Consider the following 12934-nt stretch of genomic DNA (forward strand, 5'->3'; position numbering starts at 1 on the left):
TTTTTAAAGGTTAGAAAGTTTTATGGTGGTTGAAAACGTTATTCCATTTTTTTACAACTTGATTTCACTTATTCCAGTAAATTATATGTGACATCTTTTTTTTATAAGTCTTTGCTCTTCGGTAAAAGTAAGAAGGAATTATAAGTTGTTATCAGGTCATTGAATTATAAATAATCAATTATTTGCTGAAGTTGTTCTATTTTAGGAAAATATAAAAAGGCCTAAAGTCTTCTTCGATCAAAATGTTTGATAACATATTTCCGTTAAAATCAAATAAAAAGATACTAGCTTTAGTTGTGGAAGAATTACCTGTAGCAGTCGTTATATTAGCTGAAACTAAGACTGTATTATTGTTTACATCAAAGGCTCCATTTATTACAGAAATATTAGCAATGTTATTGTTCTGAGCATAAGCTTCTATAGCAGGTAAGATGTTAATGCTATTACTAGTGTTGGTTTCAATATTAAAAATTGAAGGTAAAAAGGTTATAGCGCTAGGTTGAGGAAAACCTTGTAAATAAAATAAGGTATTGTCCCGAAATAATCCATCATTAACTCCTGTGAAGAATGTGTCAGACGAGTATTCCCCTAATAATTCCATTGTGTTTAATGTGTAAACTTTAAGTTCCATTGTTGAAGAAGAGCTGGGATATCCTAATACTAAATCTTTCGTATTATCAGTAGTCATAAACTGAACAGTAGCATCAAATTGGAGTGTTTTTACAATAGAATTGTTAGCAGTGTTAAGTACAGAAACGTAATATGATGTTTCTTGATTCTCTGATACAAAATATGAGATCACTAAATGATTTTGAGAATATAAAATACCGGTTACTCGATCAGCTTTTGCAATTGGTATATCTACTTGAGTATTATCAAAAATATTTTTTGATCGAATGTACATATCATTAGACCTATCATTTTTCGATATGCCGAAAATATATGGGTGCTCGAATATGTATGTAAAAAAGCTGATTCTCCATTGGAACCATCGAAGATGATTTCTACTGTAGTAACGTTATCAGTTCTTATATTTTTGAATGATGTAGATTGAGGTGCAGCAAAACAAAGCACATCTTCTTTTAAGTCTACAGAATTAAAATTAGCGGGAATTTGCTCATCTGCCAAATTGATTAGTTCGCCAGATTGAGATTCTCTTTGATAGTCATACAGAAATCCATTGTCATTATCTTTTTTACCAACAATAATAAAACTAGGCATTTGCTGTTGGGTGTTATTTTCGGTATCATCAGAACCGCAAGACGAAAGCGTTATTGTAATTAAACCAGTAAGAATTCTTAGTGCGAAATTTCGAATCATGAAAAGTTGTCTTTTTTAGGCAAAAATAGGGGTTTTCTTGAAAAAACTTTTTTAGAATAAAGAAGTTCGTTTTACTTTTATTTCTCCTTTCTTTTCTTTCAGTTTTAAGATTTCAATAAACTCATCAAAATCATCAATTGGATAAAATAATCTTTTGTTTGTTTTGGCAAAAGGTAGCTCAATATTCTCTCTCGTATATCCTTGATCTTTCATTTTTCTCCAAAAAACTGGAGATAGTAAATTATTTTTACCGTTGATGTCCACCTCTAAAAATTTCACTTCTTTTTCTTTTAACTTTTGGATTAAAGTATTGCAAGTTTTACAATCTTGAGATATAAATACAAAAAGGTTATGTTTTGATACCGTTCGAGGAGGAACCGCATTCGGTTTTTCTTGGGAACTTATATAGGCAGTCTGAAATAGAATGACTAAATAGGTTACAAGATTAATGGTGTTTTTAAGAGTTTTGATCATTCCCTTAGTATTATAACAAGTGAGTAAAAAATAAACTTATTCTCAAAATTAATTAGCCTCTAAATAAGAAAAATCGATCTTTCATTTTTTCAATCTCTGAATTCTTATTTGTGATAATATAATCAATAGCCTCTTTCGTAAAATGTTGGCCTTTTTCTGTTAAAGAAACAATGTCATTTTTAATTGTGATCATATTGTTTTTTAGCGCTAAATCTAAAACTGATTTTGATCGTACTTTTTGCCAGTTAATATGATCATTAAGATGTTTTACATGTCTTTCGTTTTCGTCGTCAACATGGTTGCCTAGATGTAGCAGAAAGGTTAGTAAAGAAACTTCAATTCGTTGTTGTCGTTGTCTGTATAGAACGGAGAAATATCCTCGATTTGGAGCGAATAGGTAAACTATTAGGAATATGATACCGAGTATAGTAGTCATAGAGCCAGATATAGAAGCATCTAAACCGTGTGCTAACCAATATCCTGAAATTGCTGCGGTTATACCAAAAATACAGGCTAGCAATATCATTTTTTTTAAGTCATTTGTAAGTAGGTACGCCGTTGCGGCAGGAGCAATCATAAAAGCTATTACCAAAATCGCTCCGACAGCATCAAAAGCTCCAACTGTAGTTATGGACGCAACAGTCATTAATCCATAATGCATAACTACTGGAGATAATCCCAAAGCAGCGGCTAGTCCGGCATCAAATGTGCTCACTTTTAATTCTTTGAAAAAAGCAAAAAGTAAGAGACAAGTACTCAAGAGGATAGAGCCAATAATCCAAAGAGATTTAGGTCCCATATCCATTCCCTGTATCGTCAGTCTATCAAAAGGAGCAAAAGCGAGTTCTCCTAAAAGAACAGCATCTATATCTAAATGCACGTCGTTCGCATTTTGTGCTATCATGATCACTCCGATACTAAATAATGCAGGAAAAACTAAGCCAATAGCTGTGTCTTCTTTAACTAAACCTGTCTTTTGAATAAACTCTACTAAAACTACTGTAAGAACACCACTTAATGCAGCAAGAAATATTAGTAGCGGCGATGATAAATCGTGAGTGATAAAAAAACCGATAACAATACCAGGTAATATAGAGTGACTTATTGCATCTGTAATCAATGCCATTTTACGTAAAACTAAAAATGTGCCAGGAATTGCACAGGCAATGGCAACCAGACAAGCAATTAACTGTATTTCGATCTGGGCGCTACTCATCGTTCATAGGTGTTATTTGGTTATAAAGATTAGCCGCAGTTTTATATCCAGATGTTGTTAGAGACCACATGTTTCCTTCAATTTTCACAAGGTTTTTGTTCTCAAGTTTTTGTAATGATCTTTTAGTAAATCCCTGAAAGTTATTCAATATTTTAATCGCATGAGGATGTGATATGTCTTCATGGTCTTTTGCAATATTATACATGAAAGATAAGGTTTTGTGTAACTCCAAATCATTTCTGTTCTTCCTAAATCGAATTTCTCTAAATAAAAGACCTCTTCCAGGAGAAAATATAAAGGAGACTAATACAAATACTGCTGCTACAAGTACTATCACAGGTCCTGTAGATAAGTTATTATGACTAGCGCTTATTGCTGTTCCGATGACACCTGATGAGGCTCCAAAAATGGCAGCAAGAATTACCATAATCGAAAGGCTATTAGTCCATTGTCTAGCGGCTGCGGCAGGAGCAAGAATCATAGCGCTCATGAGCACTACACCTACGGTTTGTAATCCTAAAACAATTGCAATTACAATAAAGGTGGTAATTAAAATATCCAGAAATTTAATATCAAAACCTAATGTTTTGGTATAATCTGGATCAAAAAGAGATAATTTAAGTTCTTTCCAGAAAAGTAATAGAACAACAAGGCAAATCCCAGTAATTAAAGACATTACCCATACATCACTTACTAACAATGTAGCAGCTTGACCAAAAAGATAGTTTTCCAATCCTGCTTGATTCGCATTTGGTAACTTTTGTATAAAAGTAAGTAACAACATTCCAAAACCGAAAAAGAGAGAAAGAATTAATCCTAAAGCGGTATCCGATTTTAGATGTGTTTTTTTGATAATACCTCGAATCCAAAAACTACCAATTAACCCGCTGATTAAGGCACCTATCAAAAATGCATTACTATTTTTTGTTCCAACAATTAAGAATGCTAAAGCTATACCAGGCAATGCAGCATGTGAGATGGCATCTCCTAATAAGCTCTGTTTTCGCAGTACAGCAAAACTTCCAAGCATACCGCAAATTGCTCCTAAAACCGCAGTACCCAAAGTAATCGTTCTTAAGGTGTAGTCTGTAAAAACAAGTTCTATATATTCTAAAACATCCATTTTATGTATGCATTGCTTCAAACAAATTAAGCGTTATTGTTGTACGCTTACCTTGTAATTAATTCCGTAGGTTTTGGTAAGGTTATCGTCATTAAAAATATCCTTAACAGGTCCAGTAGCTATTTTCTTTACATTTAAGAAAGTCACCCAGTCGAAATATTCTGGAACGGTTTGTAAATCGTGATGAACTACAATTACTGTTTTTCCTGCTTTTCTTAGTTCTTTAAGGATGTTTATAATTGCTTTTTCTGTTGTGGCGTCAACTCCTTGAAAAGGTTCATCCATAAAATAAATAGAAGCATTTTGAACAAGTGCTCTAGCTAAAAATATGCGTTGTTGTTGCCCGCCAGAAAGTTGACTAATTTGTCTACTTTTAAAAGCTAACATTCCCACTTTTTCCAGTGCTTCTAGAGCTGCTTTTTTTTGTTTCTGCCCAGGTCTTTTTATCCATCCTAAACTTCCATAAGTCCCCATCATTACTACATCCAAAGCTGTTGTGGGAAAATCCCAATCAACACTTCCTTTTTGCGGGACATATGCAACTAAGGATCGTTGTTTTTGATAGGGTTTTGCGTATATTTTTACACTTCCTGCAATAGGTTTTATAATATCTAAAACAGATTTTATTAAAGTTGATTTTCCAGCACCGTTGGGGCCTACAATAGCCATAAGAACTCCTTCAGGTATTGTCAAATCAATATCCCATAAAACAGGTTTGTAATTATAAGCTACTGTTAGGTCATCTATTTGTACGGCAATTTTTTCTTCCATTATTTCAAAGCATTTACAATGGTATTTACATTGTGTTCAAACATTCCTATATACGTTCCTTCTTTTGTGCCTTCTGTTCCTAAGGCATCGGAGTATAAGGTTCCTCCAATAGATACTTCATGATCCTTGGATGTTACAGCTGCTTGTAGTGCTTCAATAGTTCTTTTAGGAACAGAGCTTTCAACAAAAATAGCTTTCACTTTATTCTCAATGATAAAATTTGCTAATCTCTGAACATCCTGAACTCCTGCCTCTGTAGCTGTAGATAAGCCTTGTAACCCTACTACATTAAATTTATACTCCTTTCCGAAATAACTAAAAGCATCATGCGCTGTAACCAGTATCCTTTTCTCTTCTGGTAAAGAATCAACGGTGTTTTTGATATTCTTAGCTAATTCATCTAGTTGTTTTAAATAAGCGTTTCCGTTAGCCTCAAAAGTCTCAGCATTTTTTGGGTCTAATTCTTTCAATTTTTGAATAGCAAAAGAAGTAACTTGTTTCCAACGATTAATACTAAACCAAATGTGTGGATCATAGTTGGATGCAAAATAATCAGACCCTATTAAAGTGTTTTTATCCAAAACTTCTCCTAAGGCAATAGTTTTGGTGTTTTGATTTCCCATTTTTTCAAATACCTCTACTAGTTTTCCTTCAAGATGTAAACCATTGTAAAATATAGCATCAGCATTAACTAATTTATTTACATCACCTTCGCTAGCCTTATACAAGTGTGGATCTACTCCAGACCCCATAAGTCCTTCTACAGAGATTACATCTTTTCCAATATTTGTGATTAAATCAGTTATCATCGTTGTCGTAGTCACTACTTGTAGTTTTGAATTGTTTTTTTTATTCTCTTTTTTACAAGAAAAAGCCGTGAATATTAAGGTGAGAAGAACTGCAATATGTTTTGTCATTTTTCTAATTTTAAGTTGTTATCAATGCAAGACATTTGATAGCTAATAAATACTAAGTTTAAAAAGAAAAAACTTTCCTATCAACAAAAGGAATGGGCTATTAGCCACTTTAATTGTATTAGGTTTAGTATTTTTGTTTAATTATATACGCAAAACTAAAAAAGTTAGTCATGACTAACAAAGCAAATTTGAATAATTTAACAAAAAGCGAAGAGGATTACTTAAAAGCTCTTTTTCAGTTGTTAATAGAAGATAATTCAGAAAAGGTAGGTAATAATCAATTAGCAGAATACCTTAAGGTTTCGCCTGCTTCTACTAATAACATGATAAAAAAGTTGAAAACTAAGAATTATGTTGTTAGTGAAAAATATGGAAAACTAGAGCTTACTGATGAAGGACGCGCAATCGCAGTTAGGTTAATACGAAAGCATAGACTATGGGAAACCTTTTTGTATAATTATCTTAATTTTAGTTGGGATGAGGTACATGAAGTAGCTGAGCAATTAGAGCATATCAAATCATACAAGTTAATTGACGAGTTGGATCGTTTTATGGATTTCCCAGAGAAAGATCCTCATGGAGAGTTAATTCCTAATGCAAAAGGGGAGTATAAGGTAATTCCGAAAATAACATTATCATCCTTAGCAGAAGGAGATGTCTGCCAACTTGTGGCTGTGAATGATGGTTCGGTAAATTTCTTGCGATTTGTTTCAGAAATTGGATTAGCGCTAAGTAGTGAAATAAAAGTTCTTGAAGTACGAGAATTTGATAAATCTATTCGTATTCAGTTTAATGATACAGTAGAAACGGTAACACGTAAATTTGCGGATAATGTCTTTGTGAAAGTTGTCTAATACAATAATAAATGTTAAAAAAACGAGACTACTGTAGATTATAATTTATTACCTGTTATCTTTGGAGTACACAATCAATTTATGGAGCTTAAATTAAAGAAACCGATCTGTTTTTTTGATCTGGAAACGACCGGTATAAACATATCTAAAGATCGAATTGTTGAAATTTCTATTCTCAAGGTTTTTCCTAATGGCAATAAGGAGAGTAAAACTTGGTTAGTGAATCCTGAAATGCCAATTCCTCCTGAAACTACAGAAGTTCATGGGATTACAGACGAGAAAGTAGCTAATGAACCGACCTTTAAACAGTTAGCGAGTAAGGTTAGTGATATGATAAAGGGTTGTGATCTAGGAGGTTTTAACTCCAATCGTTTTGATATTCCTCTGTTGGCAGAAGAGTTATTGCGAGCAGATGTAGATTTTGATATGAAAAATACTGTTGCCGTCGATGTACAAACTATTTTTCATAAAATGGAAAAACGAACTTTAGAAGCAGCTTACAAATTTTACTGTGATAAGGAATTAAAGGATGCGCACTCTGCTGAAGCTGATACGAATGCTACTTATGAGGTTCTAAAAGCACAATTAGATAGGTATCCCGAATTAGAAAATGACACAAAGTTTTTAGCAGAATTTAGTGCTAGAAAACAATTTGCAGATTTTGCAGGTTTTATTGCATACGACAAAGAAGGAAGAGAAATATTCTCTTTTGGAAAGCACAAAGGTAAATTGGTAGAAAAAGTAATGGAAGATGAGCCTGGTTATTTTGGATGGTTGCAAAATGCCGATTTTCCATTGTATACAAAGAAGGTGCTTACCGCTGTACGACTACGTAAACTAAATAATAGTCTTAAATTATAATAACCAAATCAATTTATGAAGCTTATTTGTATAGGTCGTAATTATACAGACCATATTGAGGAGTTGGAAAATGAAAAACCAACAGATCCTGTAGTTTTTTTGAAACCAGACACCTCAATTCTCTTAAAAAAACAACCTTTTTTTATTCCAGATTTCTCAAATGATATTCATCATGAAGTAGAAATTCTTGTAAAAATTAAGAAGTTAGGGAAGTATATCGACAAGAAGTTTGCGCATAAATATTATGATGAAATTAGTCTGGGAATTGATTTTACTGCCAGAGATTTGCAGAGTCAACTAAAGGCGAAAGGATTACCTTGGGAAAAAGCAAAAGCTTTTGATGGAGCAGCAGTTATTGGGCAATGGGTATCTAAAGAAAATTTTTCTGATGTAGATGATATTAATTTCCGTCTAGAGAAAAATGATACAATTGTTCAAGACGGGAATACCAAATTAATGCTTTGGAAAATTAATGAGTTGATAGTATATGTATCTCAATTTTTTACTTTGAAGATTGGTGATATCATTTTTACAGGTACTCCAGCAGGAGTGGGATCCGTGAAAACAAATGATAATTTAACTGGTTTTATTGAAGATCAAGAAATGTTTTCAATAAAAGTGAAGTGATTTCAAGATTACTTGTAAGTTATAATGCAGACTGTAATTTTTTGGGACTCATGTACTCGAAATATCGCTTTCGTACCTTAAATTTTTCATCTAAAAATATAATAGCGGGTAAGGAAAAAGCAGTATTTTTTCTAGAAGCCAAAAGAGTAGGGATTTCATGAATGGCATTTCTCTCTGTTAAACTGTTTTTGTTTGTAAATGTAGCGCCGTCAAATGCGATAGTATCTGTGCTTTCTGCATTCATTTTTACCGCATAATATTCTTCATTTATTTTCTGAATTATTTCAGGTTTTGTAAATGAAACTCTATCCATTTTTTTGCAGTACGAACACCAATCTGCATAGAAGTTGATGAGCACTTTTTTAGGTTTTGTGCTTAAAGAATCATCTAATTGTTCAAAGGTAATCCAATTAATTGTTTGTTTCTCTTGAGCTACTATTTCATAGTTCATTATGATCATCAATAAAAAAGTAAGTACTACACTATGTTTCATAATTAGTCAAGTTTTCCAAATTTAATTCCGATAAAAAATGTTCTAGGGTTTCCAGGACCGTAGATGTAATCTGAATCTCTCAATGGTCCGATGTCAAAATCATCTTGATAGCTGTTGAATATATTTTTTACTCCTCCGCTAAAAGTCATCTGAAAATTTTCAGAAACGTCAGTATGATACTCAGCTTTTAAGTTCATATCTAAAAATGAATTTGTATCAACCAAGTTTAAAAATCCAGATTCGCTTACAACTCTAGGTACCGTCATTCTTCCGGTGTAAGTTCCGGTAATATCTATGTTAAATTTTTTATTTGGAATCCAAGAAGCATTAAGATAGCCATATGAATTAGGGTTTCTTACAAATTCATCTACAACTATATCTGTTTCGCCTGTAACAGAACCATCTGTTTCAAAAAGAATTTGATCTTCATCATATGCGGATTTCTGAATGGTTCCTCCGAATTGAAATTGCCATTTTTTCGATGGAGATATTCCAATTTCAAAATTTGTTCCAAATACTTTTGCTCCAGATCCATTTCTTACTTCTTCTAGTATAGATCCGTTTTCTAATACAGCACCAGTGCTTACTAATGTAAAAGGATCTCTAAGGTCTGTGAAGAACCCTTCTAGTAGAAAGTCCGTTTGGATTTTATTGAAGTTCTTAGAGTAGTTTAAAGAAGCAGTAAAAGCATTTGAAAATTCTGTATCCAAATCCTCTGATAGTATCACGAATTGTGGTTCTCCTCCAACAGATGAGATGTGTAGGTCTTCATTAAAAGCCTGAGGAGCTCTAAATCCGCGAGCATAACCACCTCGAAATTTTAAAGAATTAAGGATGCTATAAGATATAGTTATACGAGGGCTAAGTACAGTTCTGTCAATAGATACATTTCGAGAAATTCCTCCGATATTATAATTACCGTCCACATCTACATGATCTAATCTTGTACCAATCAAAGCGGTTAGCTTGTCGTTAGGTTTCCATTCATACTGAGCGTAAGAACCTATAGTATGAACCTGTTGATCGATCAATCGGTTATATCCGGTAATGATATCTTCAGTATCACTTATATTGTATTCTACACCTGCTGTAATAATATCATTGTTTTTTAAATTTTGAGTAAACTGAACGCCAGTAAGTAAGGCAATGTCTTTTGTTGTTCCATACGAGTTCAGTGCAAGAATACTATCCTGTCTTGTTCGAGAGCCTCCTAATCCGCCATAGTAACTGTCTCTTTCTGTGTATTGCCCAGAACTGTAAATAGAAAAGTTGTTCGTTTCTTTTTTGTTTTTTACCTCATAAGTGATCCCTCCAATAAAGGTATTGTGATCTAGTTCTTCGGTGATATCTGTAAAATGTGGGGCAAGATCAAGCCGATCACCACCACGTCGATATTCTTGGATGGTTGTTAGATCCAGTGAAATCTTACTTCTTTCATTTGTTTTTAGAAATGTTTTTAGACCAAATGTAGTGTTTTGAAGCGTGGTTAATTCTGTAAAACCATCTCCATTTGCATCAAATTCTTCTCGATCTCTATAGAGCCCGAAAACTGTAATCCCAGACATTAAATCATCACTTACTAGAGAAGAGTTAAAATTTAGAGTGCGATCTGGAGTATCACCGTTTACTAGTCCTAAATAGGTTCCAACTTCCCAAGTGTTTAGTATAGGGTCTTTGGTGATGATATTAATAGTTCCGGCAATTGCATTTGAACCATATAATGCGGATCCTCCACTTCTAATTACTTCAATACGATCGACAATATTGGTTGGTATTTGTTCTAATCCATAGACGCTATTTAGTGCACTAAATACAGCTCTACTATTAATAAGTACTTGTGTGTAGCTGCCATCTAAACCATTTAGTCTTACTTGAGTAAAACCACAGTTTTGACAATTGTTCTCCACGCGTACACCTGGAGAGAAGTTTAATCCTTCTGATATAGATATAGATTGAGTAGCTTCTAGAAGTTTTGGACTCAAAACATTAACAACTACAGGAGCTTTCTGTTTATTAACTCGATTCCTAGTAGCACTTACTACGACTTGATCAAGGTTTAGTCGATCCTCGATAAGTGAGATTGTTTTGGATTGATTATTGGAATCTATAGTGATAGTTTCTGATGAGGTTTGGAATCCGAGTAGACTAGTGATTATAGAATAATTTCCAAAAGGTATTTGTTTTATTTCGAAAAGACCATTTTCATCAGAATAAACTACGGTTTTAAAGGAAGAACCAGATATTTCAATTGTAGCATACGGAATAGGAGTTTTTTCGTTCACAACAACTCCTTCTAAGTTTCCTGTTTGACTAAGGATTAATGAGGTTTTTAATAGAACTAAAAGAAATAAAAAGGATTTCATTTTTTGATTAACGTGAATTTTTATTAGATTTAGCAAATATATAAAGTTAGTTATGACTAACAAATTGTTTTAACTAATTATAAAGATTGTTTTAGTTTAGGGTAAAATGTTGTTTTTCATATCTAGAAAAAGTATATTATAATAGTTGAAAGGGTGAATGATTCTTTATGGTTTGTGATTTGATTTTAGAATAATCAATGAAATATTTTACTTTAAAGAATGGAGATATTATCTTTACAAGAACACGAGTTGATTTTAAAAGGCAATAAAGCTATATATGATTAACTGATTTTAAGAAAACACGATAATTATAATCAATAAGATTTAAATACATGAGCAAAGGTTACAGCTTAGAAAGTGTAAATGAGTTATCTGGTGGGGATGATGAATTTATAACAGTATTAGTGCAAACGTTTTTAGAAGAAATACCACCAGATTTGGAAGGTATGGGGCAAGCAGTTAAAGATAATGATCCGAAAACTGCATATCAATTTGCACATAAGATGAAACCAAACCTTCAATTATTTGGAATTGATCTTTTAAAAGAAATAAAACAGGTTGAGGCTTGGTCTAAGTCTGGTATGGAAAAATCAGAAATTGAGACTATTTTAAATCATATCGTAACTACGGTGAATAATGCAATTAATGACCTGAAAGTTGATTTTCAATAACTATGCTTGCAGAAATAATAACTATTGGCGATGAAATCCTCATAGGTCAAGTAATAGATTCCAATTCAGCTTTTATTGGTAAAGAATTAAATAAAATTGGAATTGATGTATATCAAATTACTTCAATTCAAGATGATAAGCAACATATTCTTAACGCTTTTGAAGCTGCTAAAAATAGAGTAGATGTTGTTCTAATTACAGGTGGTTTGGGACCTACTAAAGATGATATCACAAAACATACTATTTGCGAATACTTTGGTGATAAGCTAATTCAAGATGACACTGTTCTTCTTCATATTGAAGAGCTTTTTGCTAAGTATATAAATACTCCGGTAACTGATATTAATAGAATGCAAGCACTGGTTCCGAGTACGTCAACTGTATTGATGAATAGTTATGGAACGGCGCCAGGAATTTGGTTAGAAAAGGATGATACAGTATTTGTATCTATGCCAGGAGTTCCTTTTGAGATGAAAAATCTTATGAAGGATCATGTGTTGCCTAAACTTCAGGAGAAATTTGATAGACCTTTTATACTGCATAAAACAGTCCTTACTTATGGTATGGGAGAAAGTGCTATTGCAAAAAAGATTGAGCAATGGGAAGATGATTTGCCTTCTTTTATAAAGTTAGCATACCTTCCTAATCTAGGTAGAGTAAGATTACGTCTTTCTGCTCGTGGGTCGGATGAATTAGTATTATCAAATGCTATAGAAGAGAACATTAAGAGCTTACATAAGTTAATCGGTGATATTATTGTGGGGTATGAAAGCGAAGATTCTATTGAAAGTCTAATTGGTAAAAAACTGGTTGAAAAAGGTAAGTATCTTGCGGTAGCAGAAAGTTGTACAGGTGGTAGAATTGCTCAGTCGTTAACCGCTGGTACTGGTGCCTCCGCTTTTTTTAAAGGCGCAGCCGTAACGTACGCTACACATTCGAAATCTGATATTTTGGGAGTTAGTGAGACCTTAATCGATAAGTATACTGTTACTAGTAATCAAGTGGCGGAGGCAATGGCAATAGGTGTTAAAAATAAATTTAAAGCAGATTATAGTATTGCCACAACCGGAAATGCTGGTCCTGCCAAAGGAGATGGTAATGTCGAAGTTGGTACTGTTTTTATTGCTATTTCTACACCAGATAAGACTTTTTCGGAAAAATTTGTATTCAGTAATCTAAGAGAGCGAACGATTGGTAAAGCTGTAAATAAGGCTTTGGAGTTAATGCTGAAGGAATTAGATTAG

General features: G+C 33.1%; 14 protein-coding genes. 5 read left to right on the forward strand and 9 right to left on the reverse strand.

The annotated features are described in order from the left end of the window. Positions 1-196: 196 nt before the first annotated feature. The 7 genes from ABD077_RS17010 to ABD077_RS17040 are packed head-to-tail and all read right to left on the reverse strand — an operon-like array spanning position 197 to position 5821. Positions 197-904, reverse strand: coding sequence for a hypothetical protein (locus tag ABD077_RS17010; protein ID WP_343913443.1), 708 nt, complete (start codon positions 902-904; stop codon positions 197-199). Next, on the reverse strand, positions 862-1320 hold the full coding sequence (locus tag ABD077_RS17015; protein WP_343913444.1) for a hypothetical protein: 459 nt from the start codon (positions 1318-1320) through the stop codon (positions 862-864). The genes ABD077_RS17010 and ABD077_RS17015 overlap by 43 nt, the downstream gene beginning before the upstream one ends. Positions 1321-1371: 51 nt before the next feature. Further along, complete coding sequence (locus ABD077_RS17020; RefSeq protein ID WP_343913445.1) at positions 1372-1794, reverse strand: hypothetical protein; 423 nt, start codon at positions 1792-1794, stop codon at positions 1372-1374. 52 nt (positions 1795-1846) lie between these two features. Next, positions 1847-3010, reverse strand: coding sequence for a metal ABC transporter permease (locus ABD077_RS17025; protein WP_343913446.1), 1164 nt, complete (start codon positions 3008-3010; stop codon positions 1847-1849). Then, positions 3003-4133, reverse strand: a complete 1131-nt coding sequence (locus ABD077_RS17030; RefSeq protein ID WP_343913447.1) for a metal ABC transporter permease — start codon at positions 4131-4133, stop codon at positions 3003-3005. Before ABD077_RS17030 ends, ABD077_RS17025 begins: the two co-directional genes overlap by 8 nt. A 33-nt stretch (positions 4134-4166) precedes the next feature. Beyond that, entirely contained in the window at positions 4167-4904 is a 738-nt protein-coding gene (locus ABD077_RS17035; protein WP_343913448.1) for a metal ABC transporter ATP-binding protein, read from the reverse strand. Then, on the reverse strand, positions 4904-5821 hold the full coding sequence (locus ABD077_RS17040) for a metal ABC transporter solute-binding protein, Zn/Mn family (protein ID WP_343913449.1): 918 nt from the start codon (positions 5819-5821) through the stop codon (positions 4904-4906). The genes ABD077_RS17035 and ABD077_RS17040 overlap by 1 nt, the downstream gene beginning before the upstream one ends. 170 nt (positions 5822-5991) lie before the next feature. Here ABD077_RS17040 and ABD077_RS17045 point away from each other — a divergent pair, with 170 nt between their 5' ends. The 3 genes from ABD077_RS17045 to ABD077_RS17055 all read left to right on the forward strand — a co-directional run bounded on the left by ABD077_RS17045 (position 5992) and on the right by ABD077_RS17055 (position 8163). Further along, on the forward strand, positions 5992-6675 hold the full coding sequence (locus ABD077_RS17045) for a metal-dependent transcriptional regulator (RefSeq protein ID WP_343913450.1): 684 nt from the start codon (positions 5992-5994) through the stop codon (positions 6673-6675). A gap of 81 nt (positions 6676-6756) precedes the next feature. Further along, complete coding sequence (locus ABD077_RS17050; protein WP_299606722.1) at positions 6757-7536, forward strand: 3'-5' exonuclease; 780 nt, start codon at positions 6757-6759, stop codon at positions 7534-7536. 15 nt (positions 7537-7551) lie between these two features. After that, entirely contained in the window at positions 7552-8163 is a 612-nt protein-coding gene (locus ABD077_RS17055) for a fumarylacetoacetate hydrolase family protein (protein WP_343913451.1), read from the forward strand. A gap of 19 nt (positions 8164-8182) precedes the next feature. Here ABD077_RS17055 and ABD077_RS17060 read toward each other — a convergent pair whose 3' ends face one another. Both ABD077_RS17060 and ABD077_RS17065 read right to left on the reverse strand, forming a co-directional pair. Continuing rightward, positions 8183-8656 carry a thioredoxin family protein gene (locus tag ABD077_RS17060; RefSeq protein ID WP_343913452.1) on the reverse strand — a complete coding sequence of 158 codons (474 nt, stop codon included), beginning with the start codon at positions 8654-8656 and terminating at the stop codon, positions 8183-8185. A gap of 2 nt (positions 8657-8658) precedes the next feature. Next, positions 8659-11019, reverse strand: a complete 2361-nt coding sequence (locus ABD077_RS17065; protein ID WP_343913453.1) for a TonB-dependent receptor — start codon at positions 11017-11019, stop codon at positions 8659-8661. A gap of 332 nt (positions 11020-11351) precedes the next feature. On the opposite strand from ABD077_RS17065, the gene ABD077_RS17070 reads away from it, so the two are divergent. Both ABD077_RS17070 and ABD077_RS17075 read left to right on the forward strand, forming a co-directional pair. After that, the gene (locus tag ABD077_RS17070; RefSeq protein WP_343913454.1) at positions 11352-11690 is read left to right on the forward strand and encodes an Hpt domain-containing protein; all 339 of its coding nucleotides are present in this window, start codon (positions 11352-11354) and stop codon (positions 11688-11690) included. 2 nt (positions 11691-11692) lie between these two features. After that, positions 11693-12934: a CinA family nicotinamide mononucleotide deamidase-related protein gene (locus tag ABD077_RS17075; protein WP_343913455.1), complete on the forward strand. Its 1242-nt coding sequence runs from the start codon at positions 11693-11695 to the stop codon at positions 12932-12934.

Source organism: Aquimarina litoralis (genome assembly GCF_039523995.1).
GTDB lineage: Bacteria > Bacteroidota > Bacteroidia > Flavobacteriales > Flavobacteriaceae > Aquimarina > Aquimarina litoralis.